A 23,051-nucleotide genomic window follows, 5' to 3' on the forward strand; every position below is an offset into this window, starting at 1 on the left:
CGATTTAAAATGGAACCTTTTTCAAAGGGAGGAATATCATGTCATATAAAAATTACATCTTAATCCAAAAGCATTTATTCCGCAGTGAATACATTTTTGCAGATACAGAAGAGTATCTGGCAGACCAACTTTTTAAGAATGAGAAAATTAGAGTGAATTTCGGAAAAGAATTTGGACATACAGAAGAGAAGTATCTTCTAATTTCCTGTAAAATCTGGAATAAAGACCAAGGCAAGTTTTTTAGAGCCATGGAAAAACTGAGGAATAAAATGCCACTGGTCGGGAAAACCGACTATGAGGAATTTTGCAAGGAAACATTCAAAATGTTTGATTAATTAATTCGGTAAAACCAGTGGGCTAGGTTGGCCGCCGAAAAGCGTAAACCGTAATACGCCTGTCCACTGTTTTATAATTACGGATTCTGGCGGTTCATGGTACGCCAACAACCAATACGGAGGTTATCTATATGAACAAAGAATTTATCAAAAATGTAGTCTTTTCTGATATCCGAAAAAATGACAATTTAATAAAACGTGGAGATCTTATCGACTTTGAACTTACAAAAATTCTGATGAATGCAAAAACAACAGAAATCACTAATGCATTTTATAGATATGATAACTTAACTCCCACAGATAAGGTTTTATATGAATATCAAATAAAATGTCCTATTTGCGGGAAAATATATACTCGGATGATTTCTAAAACTAGAATTTTAAATATGATTAAATGTATCAATAATAAAGACACTAATAACGAGTATTTCAGATGCGAAGAATGTGAGACAGAATATCAGAAGCAAATAAAGATCAAACAATCAATATCTCATGAAAAATGGGAAAAAGAAAGAAAAGAGGAACTTGCAAATCTTACTCTCAGATACAAGGAGTATTTAAATCCTAAAGCTTGCTTTAGAGATGGAGTATCTGCAAAAGACAAAATTAACTATATCATGTATCAAAAATATGGAACTAACCCAGATCAAGACGAAATATACAAAGAGATTAACAACATGGATTATAACGATTTTTTACATACACCGTATTGGGATGGAGTTAGAAATTATAAGTTAAAAAGTGCAAATTACCGTTGCCAGCTATGCGGAAATAGTGGAAAACTTAATGTCCACCATAAAACATATGAAAATCACGGACGAGAACATATGAGATCAGTTGCAGATAACGATCTCATAGTGTTATGCGAAAATTGCCATAGAAAATTTCACTATAAATTAGACAGAGCGGCAGGTGAATAAGATGGAGAAAATTAAAAAAGTAGTTTTGCGTGAAGATTTGCTTGCTATTACAGGAGATTTTCGTAAAGCAATCATATTAAAACAATTTATTTATTGGTCTGAAAGAGTTTCCGATGCAGATAAATTCATTGAAAAAGAAAATGAAATCGCACGAAAAAATGGAGAAGAAGAAAAGGAATTATTTTATGGCTGGATATACAAAACAGCAGAAGAACTATCCAATGAAATCATGCTTGGCTTATCTGTGAGCCAAGTAAGGCGGTATATCAATGAACTGGTTAATATGGGCTTTATTTCAAAAAGAAATAACCCAAAATACAAATGGGACAGAACTTTACAATATCGCGTTAGCCTTGTAAATATAGCAAAAGCACTTAAAGAAAAAGGTTATCCTTTAAGCGATTACAAAATTAATTTGCCAGATGATTTTTCCAATGCGCATGAGTGCGCAATGAATGAAGCACTCATGAACGATCAATACGATTCAAACCGTCAAGCAATACCAGAAACTACAAACAGAGATTATATTTCAGATATTAATGATAAACCAGATACTACATCTCCTACGGAGTTAAAAGAAAAAGAGAAAAATGCATACCACTCTAAAGAGTGGTTCAATTCTCAACATATCAAAAATATGTTGACCGAGGATAGCATCCAGTATACTCCAATAGACCGTAAATCTTTTAACTGGTCTGCATTCAAGAACCAGGTTGCAGTGCGTATTGAAGAATTGGGATATACGACAAGCCCATATACAACCAACCGCTTCCTGGTAGTATCGAAGTATTTCTTCAAGATGTACGAAAAGCGAACCAGAAAACCGCACATAAAAATCAATCAAGACGCTTTGGATAATATCCTGGACAAGTTTGGATTCGGGCCAAATCCAGATTACTTCCAGAATGTTGAGATTGAAACATACATGAAAGTGATTGATGAATACTTTGGCACTTCATTTAGTGAGTACACGGATCACCATTATTCGCATTTCATGTCTGGCTATATACGGAAAAATTTGTTAATGAAAGTTGAGGACAGGGAGGACACATTATGAAAAAAATAAAAGCACTACTGGCAACCATTATCTGTATTTGCATTATTGCTGGGCTAACAGGCTGTGCGGCTAATGACGATTACATGAATGACGTGAAAGGAAATCTTTCTGGTAATAGTTATACAATCTACACCTACGATAACTACGGTCAAAAGGTTATGACCACCACAGGGGACAAGATTAATATTGCCGGGAATAAAACTAAATCCAAGGGCTACGATAGCGAGGGTAACGAAACAACCAGCTATGACGTATCTTCCGTCATTACAATTCTGATTGACGGTAAAGAAATTGAAAGCTGTGGTGATACTTGTATTTTTGAGCAAAAAGGATTGAAGCCAGAGGTTGATTTTACCCAGGAGGATATAATTAGCCATTCAACTGGGAAGATTTCAGAGAACACATACATAGCCGGGATTGTGAATTATTATAAAAATTATTTCGGGAAATCTAGGGTTGTAGTAATAAAATCTCAACTCGGGCAACCGATAGCCGCATATTCTGGTGACGAGGTGTTCTGGAAAATCCCGGACGATCTGCCTAAAATGACAAAGCTAATGATTGACGGAAAAGCTCTTTATATCCACAGGGCAAATTTCCAGATTATTGATAAAGAATTACTGCAATAAAATAGCCAAATTCGTCTTAAAACCTCTTACCAGATAAAATATAGGCGAAATCAAATAAAATTGATTTTTCGCCAAAAAATACAAATAATTGTGGAGAATTAAAACATATGAGCCAAATAGGAACAGAACTTCCAACAGAATATTCAGACCGTTTCGATGAATTACGCCAGAATAGGGTTGAGGTAAGCTTTTACAAGTATGGTACGGCAAAAGATAACTTCGGGGAGAAGTTGGTAAACGCCTTGGAATCCCACGATATGTGCATCAAAAAGTATCGTGAGACCGGGAACACAGAATATCTTTGCGATGCAGCTAATTATCTAATGTTTGAGTTTATGTATCCGCAGATTCCGGGAGCATACTTCAAGGCAACAGACAGCGGAGAAAGTGCCGGAGTTGCCGGAACACCGATTAATCAGCTAAAGGAGAAGTGGTATTGATGAATTTCAAGCAGACTTACTTTTCCATCTGGCAAGATATATGGAACCTCCACAAGAAGTACGCCTTTATCTCAAAGGATGATATTCCACAGTGGGAAAATCTCACCATGGAAGCAAACCGGATTCACGATAAATACGCTGATTCTTTCGGTGCGAAATTTGCCGAAGCTCTTTTGTTTGCTGTGACTGCGGAAATTGATAGAAAAGCGAAATAGGGCTTCCAGAATGCGTCCCAAAGTGGTACAATATGGGTATCATACTAAGGAGGGGGATATTTATGGCACTGATTAAATGTCCAGAATGCGGCAAGGAAATAAGTGATAAAGCGGCAAGTTGCCCGAACTGTGGATTCCCGATAACACAGGGAAATGTAACACAGGAACCGCCACAGAAGCAAAAGGAATACGACATTGAGATGTTAGATTCCATGAGAATCAAGGCTTCAAAAGCGAATATCGAGGTTTACTACAAAGGAAATCTGTTACTTGAAGCGAATCCTATGGATTTTGTATTGAATTATGATAAGGAAGAACCAGATGATTTAGGGAGAGTACAGTTGAAAGTTGCTTTTTCAATTCCGAAATATGCAAAGCCTTTCAAAATTTGCTTATCAACAGGTTCTTCCGCATATGAACAGGCAAAGGAATTTACAACAGAGATTGCGGAGAGGTATTTCAAAAAACAATATGTTGTTGAATGGTATATGCTAGACAAGAGTGTAATGGATAATTGCGACAGGGGCGAAGCAAACAAGGCCAGAACAACTATTGAGAATATCGAAAAACCTAAAACATATTCTGCACCAAAACCACAGTACACAACACAGCCGACAGCTACCAAGAAAAAGAAAAAAGGGGGATGCGCAAACTATTTTGGTTTTATCTGCCTTGTGTTTATTCTAATTGGCTGGTATTCATCTAAAACAGAGAAAACAGCAGATACATCCAAAACACAGACGGAAAAATCCAGTAGTTACGAAAGAAAAGCAACTCCTACAGTAGAAGAGAAAAAACAGAATGTGGCTCCAATTACTTTTGATGATGAATTACAAACATTTAATTCTGGTGAATATTCTTATATCACTGACAGCGATTTATATAAATATGCAGTCAATATGAGCGGAGCTAAAATTTATACTGTAGCAACAATAAGTGAGATTAAAGACAATAAGGTGCAAGTTACTATTGGTGATAAATACATGATGAGTAATTTTAATGTATCTGATAGTAAATTGTATGCAAAATATGAAAGCGGTCTTAAAGATGATGATGTGGTTGCTATTCTTGGAACAGTATCAAATGTAGATTCATGGGGATTTATGGGAGATTCCATAAATTTAGAGAATTGTATGGTATTTGCAAAAGGTGATGAAGCTAAAAGCTATAAAAAGGATGCTTCAGATGATAGTTTATCACAGTATTTTGTAGTGACAGAAGAAGTTGCTAATTCAAAAGAAGTTTCAGAGGACGAATACAAGGCACTTTGCCAAACATTGGACTATAATGATATATTGAGAAACCCTGACAGTTACGATAAAAAACATTGTATTGTCTCTGGAACAATAGATCAGTCATTAGAAGGAATATTCGGTGGATATACGTTGTATATTGTTGACGGAAACGGTAATAAATGGGATTGTTCATATAGCTATGAGGATGGCGAAACACATTACCTAGAAGGAGATTGGATAACCGTATACGGAACTTGTAGCGGAACATTAAATTCTACAACACTTCTTGGGAAACAAGTAACATTGCCAAGCATAGATGTTGAATACATTAACTGATAAAATTAGGCTAGGGAGAAATCTCTAGCCTTTTTGCTGTTATAAAAATAGAGCCAAGACTTCTTGGCTCTACGGCAATCATGCAATTTCTACTCTATATGCAATCATCATTTCTTTAATCACACCAATGTAAATTTCTTTCAGTCGCTTATCTTGCATGATTACGGACAGTTTATTAATCTGATTAATCAGCTCTTTTGTGCAACCTCTTTCCTCAGCTCTGGAAATCGCATTTCTAAGTTTCTGATCTAATCGGCAACCAGCTCTGTCTGTCAGTCTGCGGTAGCTTTCATTTCTGGCGGCGGCATATTTGTTTCCGAATGAGTAAGAGAAATTGTCGCTCTCGGCAATCTTTGAAATACATCGGTTCACCCACTTCTCTGTGCCAACATCGGAATCCATCCCCTTGAAAGTATCAATGATGGTTTTCATGTTCTTCTCTTGTTGGTCGGCACGTTCCGCAAGTTTTTTCTGTTCCAGTTCGGTCTTAGCTACTTGTTGGAAAATCTGATTGAACATTTGCAGTTCGGGGGACAATTTAGAATAATCAATTACTTGTTGCTTTACCTTTTCTTCAAGTCTAGTAAAATATTCTCTAGCTTCTTCTGCTTTTTCGCTATTACCTTTTACCGATAACTTCTTTGCAAAATGAGCAGTAATTTTGTAGTCCTTAGTAGCCTGCCCTCCCCATTCGTCATTAATGACGAATGCCCAATAATCAACGTTTTCCTCTGCAAATTCATTTCCTGTAATGTTGCTCTTGCACCATCTTGAATAATTGCTAGAATCCAATTCTAAAAAGGCATATAACTTTCTGGCAGTAGTCATACCCTCTTCATCAATGCCAAGTGCAATCTCAATAGGTGTCTGGTTAGATGTGTTAATTGTGATTTCGTTCATATATAAAAATCCTCCTGTAAAATTTTAATTTTTTATTTGCAAACAGGAGGCATATAGTGTTATACTTTATATAGTCTCCTATTTGGTGGCAGAAGTATTTAAGAGATTCTTAACTTTGGTCGGTACGGAATCTCTTATTTTTATTTGTTTCTTACTTTTACATAATCTCTATAATCCGTTCTATCTTTCAAATACTGTACAGTATCTTCTGCCTTTACATCTATATACATACTTAAAGACATAAGATAATTTTCAAGTTCATTACCGTTGCATTCATCTATTCTCTTTGTATACTTATCCAGTTCTTTTTCTCCGTCCCTAACAATGCTTGTAATTTCAATTTCACTTGTTCCGTCAACAGGGGCAAACTGAACTTCTAGTCCTCCCAATATAAAAGGTGCTATTTCATCCGCATTTTCAACTTCACTTTCATAATGCTCCAATATTACAATATTTAGAAAATGAATACTGTTATCTTGCAGCAGTTCTTCAAGTGCAACATTCGCCAATTCATTTTGGCTTCTTCCTGTGATCTGTGACAGTAGACCTAAATCTCTTTCAACATCTTCGTCAATTCTAAAAGATTTTTGCACTTGTTTTTTATTTCGTACTAGCATACTTTATCTCCTTTCACAATGCTATTGTTTTTGATTGCATTATTATATTATAGAATTTTTAGTTAAATGTCAATAAATTTCTGCTATTATTTTTAATAGCAAAGATTTTAAAAAATAGAAAATGATATTGACTTCTAAATGACTTCATGGTATATTATAAGCGAGAAGTCAATATGACTTCAAGAAAGGAGAAATGCTATTAATGAGTATTAAAACATTTACGTTAAGACTGACAGAAGAACAGCTTGATTTTGTCGGTGAGAAAGCAAAAGAAATGGGGGTGAGTAAAAACGATTATATTCGCAGATTAATTGATGGAGATATTCGTGCAGACAAAGAGGATAAAATCTTACAGGAAATTATCGAAATCAAGAATATGTTAAAAGCAAACAAATAAAAAAGGATTCACGCACCCTGGAAAAGTCGGAACTCTTTAAGCACTCAACACACCGAAGTGGTTGATATTGTTATCATATCTCCCTTCGGTGTAATTGTAAACACCGAAAGGAGATTTTTCTGCCATACAATAGAAATGCCAGGTGAATTCACCTGGCATAGAAAATCATTCGTTTACTTTTCCAATAATCTGGTCTTTTCTGACGTAGGTATTTTTCCAATACCTAGAATCTTTTGAATTATTGATATCATCTCCCAAAACAAAATAACAATTTTCAGGAACTACATAAGGGCCAAAATCTCTTACAGGAACTGCATTTGCAAATGAAAGGTCAATTTTGGTATAGCCGTTTATAAAAATTTTTCCGTTTTGGATTTCAACCATCTCGCCAGGTAAGCCAATAATTCTTTTCACTAAAATTTGCTCTTCATCATCTGGGTAACGAAAAACTATAACATCGTATCGTTTTGGAGATGAAAAATAATAGTAAATAGAATTGTATGTATTATTTTCCCAGGGATAAACACCAAAGGCAGAATAATTCGTATCGGTTATATTTTTGTGCGTAATTAAGAAGCCAAAAACACCTATAGATACTAAAGCAATAATTGTTATGATTACAGAGATAACAAATGTTTTTTTCTTTTTCAAGCAAAAACCACAATTAGGACAATTTTTAGCGCTATTACTTACCTCTTTTCCACATTCTGGACATTTAATCAAAGACATAAATACCCCCTCCTTTTTGCGATGATATATATATTTTACCACTCCAAAACGGATAGCGGAATAGGAAATTTGAAAAAAGTTAAAATAATGCTTGACAGGATTGTTGCTACACACTATAATAGGATTGTAGCAACAAAGAAAGAGAGGTGATATAAATGGCTGCTATGAAAATCGGAACAAAATTAACTGACAATCCAAAAGACTATATGTTAAGGACAAGATTAGACAAGAAAACTCTTCAAAAACTGGATGCTGTTGCACTTGAAAAGGCTACTACAAGGTCTGAAATTGTGAGAATTGGGATTGAAATGCAGTATGATAAAATGTTCCAGAGTGATAAAAAATAAGAGATTCCCGACCGACCAAAGTTAAGAATCTCTTAAATGCTTCTGCCACCAAATAGGAGGCTATACAAATTATAACACTATATGCCTCCTGTTTGCAAATAAAAAATTAAAATTTTACAGGAGGATTTTTATATATGAACGAAATCACAATTAACACATCTAACCAGACACCTATTGAGATTGCACTTGGCATTGATGAAGAGGGTATGACTACTGCCAGAAAGTTATATGCTTTTCTTGAGTTAGCGCCACAAAATTTTGCTAGATGGTGTAAGAGAAACATTGCAGAAAATGATTTCGCAACCGAAAATGAGGATTATTTGCGACTCTTCCTTGAGGAGGAGACACCGACAGGTGGCGTTATTCAAAGAGAAGATTATAAACTCTCTGCCAGCTTTGCAAAGAAACTTTCTATGCAATCAAAGAGTGCCAAAGGTGAACAAGCCAGACAATATTTTCTCAAAGTAGAGGACAAATTAAAAGAAACGGTTCGCCACCCAGTACCAATGACCATCCCCGAACAGATTCAGCTTCTAGCACAGGGAAACGTAGAACTGAATAAGCGGATTGACGATATCCAGACAGAGTTTGAGACTTTAAAAATGGATTTGCCGATTCTCCCGATTGAAGCGGAGAAAATCACGGAAGCCGTAAAGAGAAAAGGAACACTGGTACTTGGTGGCAAGGAATCCAATGCTTACAATAGCCGTTCCATTCGCCAGAAGGTTTACAGTAACATTCATTCCAACCTGCGCTACCAGTTCCAGGTAAAAAGTTATAAGGCAATTAAGAGAAGCCAGGTAGAACAGGCAGTCAAGATTATTGGAGAATACAAACCGCCAGTTTTCTTGAAGAATGAGATTGATACAGAAAATGCACAGCAAAGATTCTTTTAATTAGATTTTTACAGAGATACACAGGAGGAAAATAAAATGACAGAAAATATGGATAGAGAAGACACAATGTTCGAAGTAGAGGACACTATTGATAAAATCAAGTTTCTTGTGGATGATTTCATGGAACAGTATGGATTTAACAGCACAGAAGAGATGGACAAAGAGAAAAGCCTTTTCTTTGCACATAACAAGCAATTTATGACAATGAAACTGTTGATTTTGAGCGATTATGCCAATAAAGCAAGACAGAAATTTAAGGCTCTTGAATCTATGGAACAGAAAGCGTGATCGTATGGCAAATAGAATCCAGTTCAATGACTTTCAGAAAAAGAGCGTGTACGCCAAATGCAACGGAAAATGTGCGATATGCGGTAAGCCAGTCAAATTTAAGAAAATGACAATCGACCACATTATGCCGTTGTCTCGTGGCGGCACCAATGATATTAAGAATCTGCAACTGGCGTGTAAGCGTTGCAACAGCATGAAGAGCAACATGACAATGGATGATATGATGGGGCAGATTTCCGAGATTTTGAAGTATAACCGCAAACAGAAGTTGATTAGAGTGTTGGGAGGAATTGTAGAATGATACCATAGTATACTGAATGATACTTTCACCGTATGTTATAATATAAAATCATAATAAGCAATTTTTAAAGCGTTTACCTTTCGGGGTAGGCGCTTTTTTGTTGCCAAAAAATAAATCATAAAGGAGATATGAATTTATGCTGGTAGAAATCGTTGGAAAAAGATACGAAGAGAAACTTATTACAACAAGTCTGAAAGTTGCAGAGGTTTTTGAGAAAGAACATAAGAATGTTCTACAATCAATTGAAAATCTCGTGGCTGATAATTCAGCCGCCAAATTTTTTCAACTTACAACATATAAGAACCGTGGAAAAGAATATCCAATGTACGAAATGGATAGAGATGGTTTTTCATTGCTCGTAATGGGCTTTACTGGTGAAAAAGCCTTACAATGGAAAATTAAGTATATTGAAGCCTTCAACAAGATGGAAAGCGAGTTAAAACGCTTATATACAGAACGCCAGCAATGGCAAATTGAACGTGACAAGGGTGTTGTTATTCGGCATATCCTCACAGATACAATTAAGATGAAAATAACAGAAAGCCCAAATAAGAGATTTGCTTATCCAAATTATACAAATCTGATTTATCGCAATTTGTTCGGAAAGACAGCAAAAGAGCTTGAAAGTGATTATGGAGTAAAAGCAAAAGAGAATCTTAGAGATTTCTTCACAGGTGATGACTTGGCGAAAGTTCAGAGTATGGAAATGCTTGTAAGTAGCCTTATTAATTGCGGATGGGGATATCAGCAAATTAAAGAATTTATCCGAAGCGAAGCAACAAAAATGATTGCATGAGGGTTAGCATATGGCAGAAGCATTTTTAAAAGTGGATGGGGTAGCAATGCCCTGTCCTTCTTCTTTTACATGGGGATTACAGGATATATCGGCATCAGAATCCGGCAGAACCGACGATACGACCATGCACAAAAACAGAGTTGGACAGAAACGAAAGCTGTCTGTAGGTTGGAATGGCCCAGACTGGGACACTGCTTGCAAAATTATACAGGCAGTAAATCCAGAGTACATACAGGTCACATATCCAGACTTGCTATCTGCAAATAAACACGAAACCAGAACATTTTATGTTGGGGACAGGGAATCACCCTTTAAATGCTGGTGGATAGGAAATGAGCGCATGGAAGGACTTAAATTTGATTTTATCGAGAGGTAAGATATGCGAAATTTATCAACGGAATTTAAAGAACAACAGAATAGTGGGAACCGTAACTATCTGAAATATGCAGATTTTACCTTTACGGACGGAAGCACATTATCCATTACCGACAAAGATTTATGGTCTAATGGCTTCAAATTTGAGGATGCAGTATCGCAAAGTGGTTCTTTTGATATCGGCGCAGCTATCGTAAATAAGCTGACATTGCAGATCAACAACTTTTCTGGAAAGTACACAGATTACATCTGGGATGGAGCAAGGGTTGTTTGCTATATTGGACTTGAATTATCTACTGGTATTGAAAAAATCCGTATCTGTACTATGACGGTAACAGATGCTCCATATCAAAGCACTGCAATTATCAGCCTAACCTGTGAAGATTCCATGCGATTATTTGATCGTGATTATTCAGAAAGTAAGCTGTCCTATCCGGCAACCAGATTACAGATCATCCAGGATGCTTGCGAGGTGTGCGGAGTAACACTTCAATCTACAAGGTTTGATAATGATGATTTGATAATACAGAATCGACCAGACGATAGCAGTATTACTTTCAGACAGGTAATTGCATGGGTAGCACAGATGGGCTGCCAGTGGGCGAAATGTGACGAATATGGTCGCTTATGCTTTGGATGGTATGAACGTGAAGTCCCGGATAATTTTTATGATTTGGTGGAAACTCCATGGAAAGATGTAGAAGGTAACGACATATTAGATACCACTGGTGAACAAATCATTACTATCATGCAGACTGGGATTACAACAATTCAAACAAACGGATTTACTCCATGGCTGTATGATCTTGAAATAACAGGTATAAAAGTTACAGAATACGTTGAAAATTCTTCTCAAAATGAAGCGAAAACATATCAGTCGGGAAAATCCGGCTACGTTATCGAAATAAGTGATAATAAGCTAATTCAAGAGGGAACAGGAGAAGCAATCTGCAAGATTATTTCAGACAGATGTGTTGGAATGAAATTCAGACCGTTTTCTACTGGTGCTTTAACAAATATTGCATGGGAAGCTGGTGACACCATTGCGATTTCCGATAGAAACGGAAAACAGTATAAGAGCTACCTAACTTCTGTTACTTTGAATCCAGGCGCATTTGAGCAACTTGAATGCAGTGCTAAGAGTGCATCCAGGAATAAGCAGAAACAGTATACACTTAACCAACAGGTGCAAGCTGAAAACAAAAAGAACTTAAAAGATGAACGTACCGCCAGAGAAAAGGCACTGGAAGAATTATCACAACGCCTTGCGGAATCTTCTGGAACATACACGACAGTAGAAACACAGCCGGACGGAAGCAAAATCTATTATCTTCATAATAAGCCACAGTTGTCCGATTCTGATATTATATGGAAAATGACTGCGGAAGCATGGGCTGTTTCTACAGATGGTGGGCAACATTGGAATGGTGGCATGACAGTTGATGGTGATGTGATTGCCAGAATCCTTACGGCTACAGGTGTTAATGCAGATTGGATTAATACGGGAACCATTAAGGCTATTGATAAAGATGGAAACATAACTTTCCTGGTTGATGTAACAACAGGAAGGGTTGTTATTAATGCGGATTCCGTACAAGTCAAGGGAAAAGATGTTAATGCGATTGCAAAGGAAAAAGCAGAAACAGAAGTAAATAATTTTATAAGCAATACATACACAACTGATATCAATAATTTGCAGTCTCAAATCGACGGACAGATTGAGACTTTTTTTTATGACTATGAACCGACCTTGCAGAATATCCCGGCTTCCGAGTGGACTACCAACGAAGAACGAAAGAAACATGAGGGCGACCTATTTTACTGGAAATCCAGGGGATATGCGTACCGTTTTATGCAAGATGGGGCAACTTGGAAATGGCAATTGGTACAAGATACCGATATCACGTTAGCACTTGCCGCCGCAGAAAAAGCGCAAGATACTGCAGATCATAAGCGCAGAGTATTCGTAGTTCAGCCAGAGCCACCTTATGACATTGGAGACTTATGGACACAAGGCTCTAATGGTGATTTGATGAGATGTAAAGTTGCCAGAGCAAGCGGTTCTTATTCTGCTTCAGATTGGGAAAAGGCTTCAAAATACACAGATGATAGTTCTTTAGATTTATTTATCAATGGCGTTTTTAAAGATTCTCTTAATTCTTTAAAAACACAGATTGATGGAAAAATTGAAACTTGGTATCAGCCAAACGACCCTTCTCTTAAATGGACAAAAACAGAGGAACAACCGTGGTGTGATATTGATGGAAACAAGATTCTGGATGAATCCGGGAATGAAATTGTCTTGATATGGGAGTCCGAGAAAGCAGAGCATGAAGGTGACCTTTGGCACAATACTTCTGATAACACACAATGGATTTACAAATCTGGTATTTGGCAACCACAATCCATACCAGATGAACTGTTAGACAAGATAGATGGGAAGTCATCTGTCTATATGGTTCAGCCAAAACCGCCATATTACGAAGGTGACTTGTGGGTGACAACCAATAGTGAAGGAAAGGCTTCCCTCAAAACATCCACTGTAAATCGTGTTGGCGGAGCGTTTGACGCATCCGATTGGATTGATTTCAAGTATGCAGACAAAGACGATATTAAAAATGCAATTGATAAGTATGATACCAGTCTTGGACAGGATGAAGTGTTCAATAAACTCACAAAAGGCGGCACTGAACAGGGAATCTATATCAAAGATGGAAAAGTATACATTAATGCAAAATATATTCTGGCTGGACTGCTTGCTGGTGAGAGAATCAATGGTCGAGGACTGAAAGTTATTGATGACGACAATAATGTGACTTTAGAAATCGACAGCAACGGAAATGTTATTCTAGCTCCAAAGACTTTTTCGCTACAAGGAAAGACGGTCGATGAGATTGCTAATAGCTCAGCAAAATCAGCTGTCGATGGACAGACACAAGTCGATATTTTCAGCAAGCTTACCAATGGTGGCAAGGCACAGGGAATTTATTTAGACGAAAACGGAAACATTTATGTAAATGGACAATTTATTAAAGCGTTGAGCATAGCCGCTAATGCTCTAGCAGCTGGTTCTATTACCACAGAAAAATTAGATGCTAAGGCGGTCACGGCTGAAAAAATGTCCTTGAATGAGCTTGCGGCAATTGGAGCCACTATAGGCGGATTTACGATTCAAAACAACAGAATTTATAATAAAAAAAATGGAACCCTACAGATTTCCGTAGGAAATGAATATAACGCTCCATCAATGCTTGCTATGGATGCACAAGGACAATTTATTAAATACAGCGCAAGTGGTATTGCATCCTCTTACGCTAACTCATTAAATTTAACACCACATAATACAACAACAGAAAGTGGCTTTACAGACGGTTCAAAACATTATCTGGGAAGAACACAATTCAATTCAGATGTTAGTATTTTTGGCGATTTTAAGGTTTCTGGAACAAAATCCATAATAGCTGACACTGAAAACTATGGAGAACAGCTATTTTACTGCTACGAGACTCCAACTCCAACTCTGGGAGATTTTGGCGGTGGCGTAATCGGAGATGACGGAATCGCAATCATTATGATTGATGATATATTTCAGGAATCGACCGACACAGGAATCGAGTATTATGTGTTCTTACAGAATGAAGGAGAGGGACAAACATGGATAGCTGAAAAGACAAATACTTATTTCAAGGTAAAAGGAACACCAGGCTTGCATTTTGCGTGGGAGCTGAAAGCAAAGCAGAAAAATAAAGAATTTATACGCTTTAATGCCGGAAAAGAAGATAGGGAAGTTAATTTTAGATTGAACGACATTGAGAATGAAATGTTCTCGGAAAGAGAAAAACTAATTCAAGAAATGGAAGGAGAATTATTATGAGCCAGATTAAAAAACTTACATCATTTATGAAATTGTCAACAGGCGAGGGCGATAGAATCGCTTTTACCTACTCAACGATTGACACCGAAAGTGGAAAGGTTTTGAGCCAGAACGAGAAAGGAAATTTTCTCATTTTTGATGAGGGGCTGTCGGCAAATATTAAGGCAATCGAAGACTATATTAACAAAAATCAACTGAATTAAAGGAGGACAACAACATGCCAAAATGGACTGAATACACATCAAAAGATACGTTAGCGGATAATGACGAAGTAATGTTGTATGATGCAACAGGGAAAGCGAACAAGCGCGGACTAATGAGTAAATTTTGGGATTATGTCGTTGATAAAATGTCAACGGCTGTTATCTCGAAATTGGAGACAAATAATAAGACAATCATCGGGGCAATAAATGCACTAAATGGTGATAAGGTGCCGAAAAAAGTCTTAAATCTTAGTGATGAAGCTAGTGCCAGCACTATACTTAATAGCGTAAACGCTGGCGATGGTTGTAATTTACTTCCTGTATGGGGAACAATTGGCGGATTGTACAGCGGCTGGGCTTGGGGGATTGTACTCGCTGGGCAAAACAATATAAATTTCATTGGGGTGGAAAACGCTTCGAAAAAATTAGCGGCAGCGCAGTATTCTAATGGTAAATGGGTAAAAATATTATGACAGTGAGCTAAGATAAAAATGGCTTTAATTTAAATTCCATTCTCCCAAGTTCCGGTTGTATTTAAAAGTTACAGTTAAAAATTATAAAATTTTTCTTCTGTACACATCGGAATACCATGAACCAGAGTATATTTGCAATGTATTTTTATCAATAAGTTTGAACTCATCATTAGTGCTACTAATTATTGACCAATAATCAACATAATTTCCAAGTAAACAGTATTGACCGGTTGAGGCGAAAAACTCATAGACGCCAAAACTTAATGCAGATAAATCTACTTGATAGAAGTTTGTTTCTCCGGTATATCCTATTTTTTCAATCTTTGTCTCACTATAGAGTTTATTGGAGAAGTAAGAAAAAAATAACAAAACACTACCAAACATAAAATGAATATGCTATAATCAGCATATCAAAATCGGAACAATAAAAAGGGAGCTGAACTCCCGACTACCAATCAAAAAGTTCAGCTCCAAGCACCACAAAGGGTACGACTATATTATAACATAGTACCTTACCTTTGTGAACCCAAAATCACCGTAAATATATAGGATAAAGAGTTTATGCTAAAGAGCATCCCATTTGGGGTGCTTTTTATTATGCACTTTTTAACCTCAATAATGAAAGGAGAACATACATGAATATTAATACCTCATTAATCAGCAACAATAACAGTTACGCAGGACAAACACCTCTGTATATTGTCATTCACAATACAGATAATACAGCCAAAACAGCGGACGCTAAGGCACACGCCACCGCACAGCATAATGGCAATTTTCACGGCTATTCAGCCCATGTATTCGTTGACGATAAGTCGGCATATCAAGCTTTGCCGTATAATCGTGGAGCATGGCACGTTGGAGTAAATTACGGCGGTAAGCTTTTTGGAACTGTAAACAATCACAATTCTATTGGTATTGAAATGTGCATGAATGCTGGATATAACTACGAAAAGGCTTTCCAGAATACAGTAGATGTGTGCAAACAGCTTATGAAGAAATACGGCATTCCAGCAAGCCGAGTTGTTCAGCACTACGATGTGTGCGCTAAGAATTGTCCATCCGTTATCCGTAAAAGGGATGACTGGGATAGATTCAAGAAGCTTATTTCCAGTGAAACCGTGACAGTGCCAACCACAAAACCGACAGCAAAGGTTGACAAGTATTACCGTGTCCGCAAGACCTGGAAGGATTCCAAGAGCCAGATCGGGGCTTACAAGTCACTGGAAAATGCGAAAAAAGCTTGCAAGGCTGGATATACTGTGTTTGATTGGAACGGAAAAGTAGTGTATTCCATGACAGCAAAGAAAAGTGTAGCCCAAGTTGCAAAAGAGGTAATCAATGGCGAATGGGGAAATGGACAGAGCAGAAAAGACCGCCTGGAATCCGCTGGCTACAATTACGCAGAAGTACAGAAAAAAGTCAATGAATTACTGAAATAATAATACTCCCGGGGGTTTTCCCGGGAGCTATTTAAATGTCGTATATTCCTCAAATTCGTTTCTTATTTTCACAAAGTCTTTTCTTCTGATAGGCACTATATTCCCGGAGAACATGAGGAACGAATCGTTTATTTCTTTTACCTCGTCCATGTTTATTATGTAGCTCTGGTGACATCTCAAAAATCTGGAATCTAGTAATTCTTCAATATCGGATAGTTTACATCGTTCCGTATAAACTATACCGCAAGTGCAGTGAATAATGATGTATTTGTTTCGACTCTCAATATATTCGATATTTTGAAATTCCACCCGATGAATAAAGTCTTTTCCTTTTATCATAAGAGTGCTTTTGCTGATATGTTCCAGAGCATGATTGAAAGCAGTATACATTCTGCCGTTTTCAGATCCTTTTATGATATAGTGAACCGGGAGTATATCAAGAGCTTCAAAAACATACTCTTTGTGGGCTGTCCAGAAAATAATATTTCCATCATAGCCATTTAATCTCAATTCCTTTGCAACTTCAATTCCATTTTCTTCTCTCAAAACGATATCCAAAACTACAATATCATACCATTCGCCATCTGCCACATCATCAATAAGTGGCTGTCCTTTATCATACGGAGTAATCAATGCTTTTATATCACCATTTCGTTTGAGAAAATTTTTAATCCGATGCATAAATATACCAATCTGGATTTCGTTATCATCACATATTGCAATTCGCATTCAAATCATCCCTTTTCTGCTAATTTCGCCATCAGAGAACACGATTTTGCCAAAAATCGTATTATATAAAAATTGTTGCTATAATACACTATAACATACTAAAAAAGTAGTGTAAAGAGGTTCTATATGAAAGAAAAGTCAAAACAAACAGCATTGTTTTTATTAATAATACAATTACTTTTATCTGTTCACATTAATATATGCCTGGAACACAGCAATTCTAGTTGGGAGGAGAAAATCAACATGTCCCAGGCAGAGACTATACAGGAAAGTCGTATTCCGAAGAGATGTGTTATAGAGGCAAATTGTTTAACATCTGAAATTTCCCTGCATACTAATAATACGATTAAAAAAGACTGTAATCACAATATTTATGCAAAAAAGATTATAATTCACAGGAAAATCGGAGGAAAGCAACTTGCCAGAAAGGACTTGAGTGGAGATGATTCCGTTCCATTATATGGTTATGAAAACATGATATAATTTAATAAGCAGGAACAAATGTTTGGAATATTGGGAGGGATTTACATGGATTACAAGAAAGAGATTATTGAAATGCTTGAAAATATACATAGCGAAAAGTTTATGAAGTTTTTGTATAACATGATTATTTCATTTAAAAAACAATGGGGCTATTAAAAAAGCAGGGAGATTAATCCCTGCTCTTTTTGTAAAGAAATTCAATCATGTCGAAAACACTCTTTTTATCAGTGTCACTCAGTTCAAGCAACAGCTTAACATGTTCTACAGATATTGTGTCAGTCATAAGTTTTGGGATAAAATCTGTTTCGATTTCTAAATTATCTTCCCATCCCATCAAATATGCTGGAGTAGTGCAGAGCGCATCCGCCAATGGCTTTGCATATTCTGCTGGTACCTTATCAATATCTCCTTTTTCATATCTAAATATAGTAGATCTCGATACACCCAACTTTTCAGCAAGTTCATCGGCGCTCATACCAAGCTGTTTTCTTCTCTTTTTTATTTGTTCGCCAGTTTTCGACATTTTGTACACCTCCTTTCTGAAATATATAATATCATTAATGTTGCGAAAATGCAACAAAAATAATTGCAAAAATGCGAATTTTTATATTGACAAATGCGACTGTAAGAGGTAATATATAATCACAAAGTCGCAATAATGCTACTAGAAAGGAGGTAACGCTTGTGGTTGTAAATATAGCAAGGCTTAAAGGTAAAATTGTTGAACATGGAAATACACAAGAAGCTGTTGCAAGCGCAATTGGTATGGATAGAAGCACTTTTTACCGTAAGTTGAAAGATGGCGGCGAAAAGTTTACAATTGGTGAAATTCACGGAATTGTAAGCGCAGTTCCTTTAAGTAGGGAAGAAGCAATAGATATTTTTTTTACACAGTAGTCGCAATAATGCGACGGGGGGTATTAATGTTAATTCATTTAAAAAAAGCTCTTGATGATAAAGGAATTACAATCAGAGCGTTTGCAAAGGTTCTTGGTGTTGATGAAAGGACTATTCAGAACAAGATAAAGGGGAAAACACCTTTTACATATCCAGAAGCAGTCCTTTCTAAAAAAGAGCTTTTTCCAGAATATGATCTGGAATATCTGTTTAAAGAAGAATAGCAAAAAACTGACAGGAGTGCTTTCCTATCAGTTCTTGCCTAAATTTGTTTACCTTATGTGTTTTGCAGACTGAACACACTTGTTCAGTCACATAAGCAGCACCAAATGTTTCTTGAAACACTTCGCCACTTACGCAGTTTTAGTTCTGCGATTGAGTAAAAAAAGATTAGCTGCCAATTATTTGGGTATGAAATAATTTTAACACATAGGAAAAATATTTTCAACACAAAACGGAATTGAAAGTCAGATTAAGAAAGGAGTGATAAACACGAACCAGTTAGTGCATATTGGAAATTCAGATATCTCAATAAAAGAGTATAACGGTCAGCGAGTTGTTACATTGAAAGATATTGACATGGTACACGGCAGACCAGACGGAACGGCAAGGAAGAGATTCAACGACAATCGAAATCACTTTATTGAAGGAGAAGATTTCTTCGTTATAACTCAGCCGTCCGAAATTCGGACGCTTGGTTTGGAAAGACCACAGGGCGGTGTCCCAGAAAAAGTTATTCTTGCCACAGAACAAGGTTATCTGATGTTGGTTAAGTCCTTTACAGACGATTTGGCATGGGATGTTCAGAGACAGCTTGTAAATGGATATTTCAAAACTAAAGAAACTGTAAAAAGAGCATTGTCACCAGAGCTTCAAATGTTACAGGGACTACTTTCACAGATGGTTGAAAAAGAACTTGCTGATAAAGAAAGAGACAGACAGATTTTAATTGCCAAAGAAACCGCAGATAAAGCTGTTGCAACTACAGAGAACATCAAAGAAGCGGTTAAGCCTGTATTTGATAACTGGCGTTCAGAAATTAATTCTAAATTCAATCGCATACAAAAAGGTGCTGGAGAAGAGTTTAAAATGCTTAGAACAGAAATGTACACAGAATTGGAACGCCGGGCTGGATGTGATCTGAATACAAGATTAAGAAATAAGCGAAAACGAATGACAGAAAATGGATGCACGAAAACAGAGATTAACTCGCTCAACAGAATGGATGTTATTGATGACGATAAAAAGTTACGAGAGATTTTCTCAAAGATCGTGACTGAATACGAAATTAAATATTGTGCGTAGAAGAAAGGAAGTGAAATAGATAATGTCAGAGAAAGAAAAAAAATCGTAGAAAAGCTGAAAGAAGCAATCCCGAAAATGTCAGAGTTTGATAAAGGCTACATTCTCGGGAAAGTGGAAAGTTTTTCTGATAACAGCCTGGAACAAAAAACAGATAAAAAAGAAACTGTTGATTCAGATTAGAAGAGAGGTTGGAAAATGACGATTATTAAATTTAAAAATGGGGAAACAATCGAAGTCCCGTGCGTGTTCCCGGATGATATTGTGAAACCGGATATTAGAGATCAACTGATACGCTTAGAATGGGATGATGAGGGAAAACAATATTGCTTGAAGTTTAACCCAGTAGATGTGCTCTATGTAAAAGAGATTACATAAAGCACACCAGATAATTATTTAGCTGATGGGTATTCTGTTGCAGTTGCTTTTCCAACTTTTACAGGTTCTTTGCTTAACAAGGTAAGAAATTCATCATTGTATGTGTGGTATAAATCAAGAATTTCTTTTGAACCAGAACCTTCCTTAACTGCTTTGGCAATAGCTAAGTCGTGAGCAATTTGAAAGTTATCCATTGTTAACACCTCCTTCCTAAAGGAGATTATATCATAGAATGGAGAAAAATTATATGAATGATACATATAATGTTTTTTATTCTATTTTGGAAGAGCTCCAAGCTATTCACAATATCATGGAGCAGCCAAAAAAACGAGTTTCTAAAAAAGATAAGAAAAGCATCGAAAAACGTATTATTGATAGACCTCTTCTCGAACCTCAAAATTCTATGATGATGGAAAGAAAGGAGACTAATGAAAACATCAAAAATCGAAATCCGGCAAGTAAATGGCAATGAAGGAATCTTCACAGAAATCCTTGTGGATGGTCACAAACTCGAAGGTGTAAGGAGTTTTGAGTTGAAACAGGGAGTTGGAGATTCAGAACCTATACTTTCCATTGATCTGAATGCTTTTGATTTATCTACAGATTTACAATTTTTGAAAGTTAATCAAAATGGAGTAGGTGAAATTGAGGGTATAAAATTTAAAGATAATCCACGGATTATGACTTTTTCACCAGAGTAAGAATTACTATAAGAAAATTTGTAAGAGGTTGAACAGATAATGAAAAAGAAAATCGGAAATAGTATGCGTATTCCAAAAAGTTTTCGTGGACAAATAGTGGATGCGAAACCATACCATGAAGAAGGAAGGGATGGCTGGACGTTTTGGCTGTTTGGTGAAAAATGGATAGCTTTTGGAAATTGGATTTTTGATGAATATTGGAAAGGAGACTAATGAACGAATTAATACCGATTAATTATGAAGGTGAACAGCCTACGGTATCAGCAAGAGAGTTGTACACAGGACTTGAAATTACAGATAGATTTTCAAGATGGTTTGAAAGAATGTCTGCATATGGTTTCTCAGAAGGAAATGATTTTACAAGTGTGAAAAGTTCCACACTTGTGAATAATGGAGCAGAAAGAGAAATTACTGACTATCGAGTTTCTATAGACATGGCGAAACAGATTTGTATGATTCAGCGTTCAGAAAAAGGCAGACAATACCGACAATACTTTTTAGACCTCGAGAAAGCCTGGAACACGCCAGAACAGATATTTGCCAGAGCTTTAAAAATGGCAGACCAGACAATAGCTAAGCTTAAAGATTCCGTAAGGGCTCTTTCAACAGAGATCAGCGTAAAGAACCAGATCATCGGAGAATTGAAACCGAAAGCAGATTATTATGACGAAATTCTGAAAAATCCAGGATTGGTTACAATCACACAGATTTCCAAAGATTACGGAATGTCTGCAAAAGAGATGAACAGTTTACTTCATGACTTGGGAATCCAATACAAACAGAGCGGACAGTGGCTTCTGTATAGTACCTATCACAATATGGGTTATACGCATTCTGAAACGGTAAATATTACCAGATCAGACGGAAGACCAGATGTGAAAATGAATACCAAGTGGACACAAAAGGGAAGAATCTTCCTTTACAACACATTGAAGGAAAAAGAAATTCTTCCAGTCATTGAGATGTTGGAAGAAACAGCATAAATGAAAACAGGGAGGAAAAATAGCATGATTAAATTTGAAAACGGCTTAGTCAAAATTTCTGGTAAAGGAATTGATATTCTTTCAGAGTATGCAGTTATTACCCATGAAATTAAAGAGATGTTTGTAAAAGATGGGGGAGAAGAGAAAGAAATAAAAGAGCAGCTTAGACATTCATTTGAGCATGGCCTTATGAACGAAGAAGAACTTGATAAAGAAATCAAGGAAAAGTTCAAACAGGCAGATGCAATTATTCCGATTATTTCGCTTCTGGAAGAAATGCTTAAAACATTCGGTGCAAAAGACAAGGAGAATTAATCATGGGAGAAACTAAGAGCACAGATTACATTCCAGAGAATGCCAATGAAGAATATGCACTTCTGGTTGGAAGATTAAAGGCATTTGAAGCTTGGGCGAATAGCGTGAAAGATTATGATTTCACAAAGGACATGGCATTCAGAATGCTTGGGCTTGGTTTAGAGGAATCAAAGGAGGAAAAGAAAGAATGAAATGCTTTAAAGGCTTTGACAAGGACTTAAAGTGTAGAGATTTCCAGTATGAAATTGGAAAAGAATACACAGAAGAAAAAGCAAACATTTGTAATTATGGATTATTTCCGTGAAAGCAGAAATTGGAATTGCTGGAATTATCAAAGCTGGCGTTGAATACATCAAAGAGCAAGTTAATTGGGAAGATGATAAGGCAACCAATACTGGAAATCGTTCAGCGGCAACCAATACCGGAGATCAGTCAGCGGCAACCAATACCGGAGATCA

The 23,051-nt window shown here is 36.5% G+C and carries 35 protein-coding genes; 29 read left to right on the forward strand and 6 right to left on the reverse strand.

Translation table 11 applies throughout. The annotated features are described in order from the left end of the window. Nucleotides 1-38: 38 nt before the first annotated feature. The 7 genes from DWZ38_RS03440 (at nt 39) to DWZ38_RS22655 (ending at nt 5,167) form a co-directional block, all read left to right on the forward strand. Nucleotides 39-335: a hypothetical protein gene (locus tag DWZ38_RS03440; protein ID WP_117850027.1), complete on the forward strand. Its 297-nt coding sequence runs from the start codon at nt 39-41 to the stop codon at nt 333-335. 131 nt (nt 336-466) lie between these two features. After that, a complete protein-coding gene (locus tag DWZ38_RS03445; protein WP_117850030.1) occupies nt 467-1,255 on the forward strand; it encodes an HNH endonuclease in 789 nt (262 codons plus the stop codon). Between the two features lies 1 nt (nt 1,256). Continuing rightward, nucleotides 1,257-2,312: a hypothetical protein gene (locus DWZ38_RS03450; protein ID WP_117850032.1), complete on the forward strand. Its 1,056-nt coding sequence runs from the start codon at nt 1,257-1,259 to the stop codon at nt 2,310-2,312. Continuing rightward, nucleotides 2,309-2,941 carry a DUF5052 family protein gene (locus tag DWZ38_RS03455; RefSeq protein WP_117850035.1) on the forward strand — a complete coding sequence of 211 codons (633 nt, stop codon included), beginning with the start codon at nt 2,309-2,311 and terminating at the stop codon, nt 2,939-2,941. The genes DWZ38_RS03450 and DWZ38_RS03455 overlap by 4 nt, the downstream gene beginning before the upstream one ends. Before the next feature lie 107 nt (nt 2,942-3,048). Continuing rightward, on the forward strand, nt 3,049-3,381 hold the full coding sequence (locus tag DWZ38_RS03460; RefSeq protein WP_117850037.1) for a hypothetical protein: 333 nt from the start codon (nt 3,049-3,051) through the stop codon (nt 3,379-3,381). After that, nucleotides 3,381-3,596 carry a hypothetical protein gene (locus DWZ38_RS03465; RefSeq protein WP_117850039.1) on the forward strand — a complete coding sequence of 72 codons (216 nt, stop codon included), beginning with the start codon at nt 3,381-3,383 and terminating at the stop codon, nt 3,594-3,596. The genes DWZ38_RS03460 and DWZ38_RS03465 overlap by 1 nt, the downstream gene beginning before the upstream one ends. A gap of 62 nt (nt 3,597-3,658) precedes the next feature. Then, nucleotides 3,659-5,167, forward strand: coding sequence for a zinc ribbon domain-containing protein (locus tag DWZ38_RS22655; protein WP_243000136.1), 1,509 nt, complete (start codon nt 3,659-3,661; stop codon nt 5,165-5,167). Between the two features lie 78 nt (nt 5,168-5,245). Here the strand turns inward: DWZ38_RS22655 and DWZ38_RS03475 are convergent, their stop codons facing one another. Then, nucleotides 5,246-6,067, reverse strand: a complete 822-nt coding sequence (locus tag DWZ38_RS03475) for an antA/AntB antirepressor family protein (RefSeq protein ID WP_117850041.1) — start codon at nt 6,065-6,067, stop codon at nt 5,246-5,248. A 140-nt stretch (nt 6,068-6,207) separates the two neighbouring features. Further along, nucleotides 6,208-6,684, reverse strand: coding sequence for a hypothetical protein (locus tag DWZ38_RS03480; RefSeq protein ID WP_117850043.1), 477 nt, complete (start codon nt 6,682-6,684; stop codon nt 6,208-6,210). 202 nt (nt 6,685-6,886) lie between these two features. Between DWZ38_RS03480 and DWZ38_RS03485 the strand changes: the two genes are divergently transcribed. After that, on the forward strand, nt 6,887-7,081 hold the full coding sequence (locus DWZ38_RS03485) for a hypothetical protein (RefSeq protein ID WP_117850046.1): 195 nt from the start codon (nt 6,887-6,889) through the stop codon (nt 7,079-7,081). A gap of 165 nt (nt 7,082-7,246) precedes the next feature. Here DWZ38_RS03485 and lepB read toward each other — a convergent pair whose 3' ends face one another. Beyond that, entirely contained in the window at nt 7,247-7,810 is a 564-nt protein-coding gene (lepB, locus tag DWZ38_RS03490) for a signal peptidase I (protein ID WP_117850049.1), read from the reverse strand. A gap of 155 nt (nt 7,811-7,965) precedes the next feature. Between lepB and DWZ38_RS03495 the strand changes: the two genes are divergently transcribed. The 10 genes from DWZ38_RS03495 to DWZ38_RS22660 all read left to right on the forward strand — a co-directional run bounded on the left by DWZ38_RS03495 (nt 7,966) and on the right by DWZ38_RS22660 (nt 16,805). Next, on the forward strand, nt 7,966-8,157 hold the full coding sequence (locus tag DWZ38_RS03495) for a hypothetical protein (protein ID WP_117850051.1): 192 nt from the start codon (nt 7,966-7,968) through the stop codon (nt 8,155-8,157). Between the two features lie 134 nt (nt 8,158-8,291). After that, the gene (locus DWZ38_RS03500; protein WP_117850053.1) at nt 8,292-9,053 is read left to right on the forward strand and encodes an ORF6C domain-containing protein; all 762 of its coding nucleotides are present in this window, start codon (nt 8,292-8,294) and stop codon (nt 9,051-9,053) included. A gap of 36 nt (nt 9,054-9,089) precedes the next feature. Continuing rightward, entirely contained in the window at nt 9,090-9,341 is a 252-nt protein-coding gene (locus DWZ38_RS03505; RefSeq protein WP_117850055.1) for a hypothetical protein, read from the forward strand. A 4-nt stretch (nt 9,342-9,345) separates the two neighbouring features. Further along, on the forward strand, nt 9,346-9,642 hold the full coding sequence (locus DWZ38_RS03510) for an HNH endonuclease signature motif containing protein (RefSeq protein WP_117850057.1): 297 nt from the start codon (nt 9,346-9,348) through the stop codon (nt 9,640-9,642). 136 nt (nt 9,643-9,778) lie between these two features. Then, a complete protein-coding gene (locus DWZ38_RS03515) occupies nt 9,779-10,438 on the forward strand; it encodes a Rha family transcriptional regulator (RefSeq protein ID WP_117850060.1) in 660 nt (219 codons plus the stop codon). Between the two features lie 10 nt (nt 10,439-10,448). Further along, the gene (locus DWZ38_RS03520; protein WP_117850062.1) at nt 10,449-10,814 is read left to right on the forward strand and encodes a hypothetical protein; all 366 of its coding nucleotides are present in this window, start codon (nt 10,449-10,451) and stop codon (nt 10,812-10,814) included. Nucleotides 10,815-10,817: 3 nt separating this feature from the next. Next, entirely contained in the window at nt 10,818-14,687 is a 3,870-nt protein-coding gene (locus tag DWZ38_RS03525; RefSeq protein ID WP_117850064.1) for a hypothetical protein, read from the forward strand. Next, a complete protein-coding gene (locus tag DWZ38_RS03530; protein ID WP_117850066.1) occupies nt 14,684-14,890 on the forward strand; it encodes a hypothetical protein in 207 nt (68 codons plus the stop codon). The genes DWZ38_RS03525 and DWZ38_RS03530 overlap by 4 nt, the downstream gene beginning before the upstream one ends. 14 nt (nt 14,891-14,904) lie before the next feature. After that, nucleotides 14,905-15,363: a hypothetical protein gene (locus DWZ38_RS03535; protein WP_117850069.1), complete on the forward strand. Its 459-nt coding sequence runs from the start codon at nt 14,905-14,907 to the stop codon at nt 15,361-15,363. Between the two features lie 635 nt (nt 15,364-15,998). Continuing rightward, nucleotides 15,999-16,805 carry an N-acetylmuramoyl-L-alanine amidase gene (locus DWZ38_RS22660; RefSeq protein ID WP_243000137.1) on the forward strand — a complete coding sequence of 269 codons (807 nt, stop codon included), beginning with the start codon at nt 15,999-16,001 and terminating at the stop codon, nt 16,803-16,805. 27 nt (nt 16,806-16,832) lie between these two features. Here DWZ38_RS22660 and DWZ38_RS03550 read toward each other — a convergent pair whose 3' ends face one another. After that, on the reverse strand, nt 16,833-17,534 hold the full coding sequence (locus DWZ38_RS03550; RefSeq protein ID WP_117850073.1) for a LytTR family DNA-binding domain-containing protein: 702 nt from the start codon (nt 17,532-17,534) through the stop codon (nt 16,833-16,835). A 126-nt stretch (nt 17,535-17,660) separates the two neighbouring features. Here DWZ38_RS03550 and DWZ38_RS03555 point away from each other — a divergent pair, with 126 nt between their 5' ends. Continuing rightward, nucleotides 17,661-18,017, forward strand: coding sequence for a hypothetical protein (locus DWZ38_RS03555; protein ID WP_147342967.1), 357 nt, complete (start codon nt 17,661-17,663; stop codon nt 18,015-18,017). A gap of 169 nt (nt 18,018-18,186) precedes the next feature. Here DWZ38_RS03555 and DWZ38_RS03560 read toward each other — a convergent pair whose 3' ends face one another. Beyond that, nucleotides 18,187-18,540, reverse strand: coding sequence for a helix-turn-helix transcriptional regulator (locus tag DWZ38_RS03560; protein ID WP_117850078.1), 354 nt, complete (start codon nt 18,538-18,540; stop codon nt 18,187-18,189). A gap of 161 nt (nt 18,541-18,701) precedes the next feature. On the opposite strand from DWZ38_RS03560, the gene DWZ38_RS03565 reads away from it, so the two are divergent. The 4 genes from DWZ38_RS03565 to DWZ38_RS03580 all read left to right on the forward strand — a co-directional run bounded on the left by DWZ38_RS03565 (nt 18,702) and on the right by DWZ38_RS03580 (nt 20,594). Continuing rightward, complete coding sequence (locus DWZ38_RS03565; protein WP_117850081.1) at nt 18,702-18,914, forward strand: XRE family transcriptional regulator; 213 nt, start codon at nt 18,702-18,704, stop codon at nt 18,912-18,914. 26 nt (nt 18,915-18,940) lie between these two features. After that, nucleotides 18,941-19,138, forward strand: coding sequence for an XRE family transcriptional regulator (locus tag DWZ38_RS03570; protein WP_117850083.1), 198 nt, complete (start codon nt 18,941-18,943; stop codon nt 19,136-19,138). 280 nt (nt 19,139-19,418) lie between these two features. Continuing rightward, nucleotides 19,419-20,219, forward strand: a complete 801-nt coding sequence (locus DWZ38_RS03575; protein WP_243000138.1) for an ORF6N domain-containing protein — start codon at nt 19,419-19,421, stop codon at nt 20,217-20,219. A gap of 195 nt (nt 20,220-20,414) precedes the next feature. Continuing rightward, nucleotides 20,415-20,594 (forward strand): hypothetical protein, encoded by a 180-nt coding sequence (locus DWZ38_RS03580; RefSeq protein ID WP_117850085.1) that lies wholly within the window; start codon nt 20,415-20,417, stop codon nt 20,592-20,594. Between the two features lie 14 nt (nt 20,595-20,608). Here the strand turns inward: DWZ38_RS03580 and DWZ38_RS03585 are convergent, their stop codons facing one another. Then, nucleotides 20,609-20,788 carry a hypothetical protein gene (locus tag DWZ38_RS03585; RefSeq protein WP_117850087.1) on the reverse strand — a complete coding sequence of 60 codons (180 nt, stop codon included), beginning with the start codon at nt 20,786-20,788 and terminating at the stop codon, nt 20,609-20,611. A 53-nt stretch (nt 20,789-20,841) separates the two neighbouring features. On the opposite strand from DWZ38_RS03585, the gene DWZ38_RS03590 reads away from it, so the two are divergent. Genes DWZ38_RS03590 through DWZ38_RS03610 form a run of 6 tightly spaced genes read left to right on the forward strand, consistent with a single transcriptional unit; the run spans nt 20,842 to nt 22,784 of the window. Beyond that, nucleotides 20,842-21,066 carry a hypothetical protein gene (locus tag DWZ38_RS03590; RefSeq protein ID WP_147342968.1) on the forward strand — a complete coding sequence of 75 codons (225 nt, stop codon included), beginning with the start codon at nt 20,842-20,844 and terminating at the stop codon, nt 21,064-21,066. After that, on the forward strand, nt 21,023-21,295 hold the full coding sequence (locus DWZ38_RS03595) for a hypothetical protein (protein ID WP_117850092.1): 273 nt from the start codon (nt 21,023-21,025) through the stop codon (nt 21,293-21,295). The genes DWZ38_RS03590 and DWZ38_RS03595 overlap by 44 nt, the downstream gene beginning before the upstream one ends. 39 nt (nt 21,296-21,334) lie before the next feature. Then, nucleotides 21,335-21,508, forward strand: a complete 174-nt coding sequence (locus DWZ38_RS22085; RefSeq protein WP_178105265.1) for a hypothetical protein — start codon at nt 21,335-21,337, stop codon at nt 21,506-21,508. Next, a complete protein-coding gene (locus tag DWZ38_RS22665) occupies nt 21,508-22,278 on the forward strand; it encodes a phage antirepressor KilAC domain-containing protein (RefSeq protein WP_117850094.1) in 771 nt (256 codons plus the stop codon). The genes DWZ38_RS22085 and DWZ38_RS22665 overlap by 1 nt, the downstream gene beginning before the upstream one ends. Before the next feature lie 24 nt (nt 22,279-22,302). Further along, nucleotides 22,303-22,593 (forward strand): hypothetical protein, encoded by a 291-nt coding sequence (locus DWZ38_RS03605; protein ID WP_117850097.1) that lies wholly within the window; start codon nt 22,303-22,305, stop codon nt 22,591-22,593. 2 nt (nt 22,594-22,595) lie between these two features. After that, nucleotides 22,596-22,784, forward strand: a complete 189-nt coding sequence (locus DWZ38_RS03610; protein ID WP_117850100.1) for a hypothetical protein — start codon at nt 22,596-22,598, stop codon at nt 22,782-22,784. Nucleotides 22,785-23,051: the final 267 nt, after the last annotated feature.

The organism is Ruminococcus sp. AF31-8BH, assembly GCF_003460605.1.
Taxonomy (GTDB): domain Bacteria; phylum Bacillota; class Clostridia; order Lachnospirales; family Lachnospiraceae; genus Blautia_A; species Blautia_A acetigignens.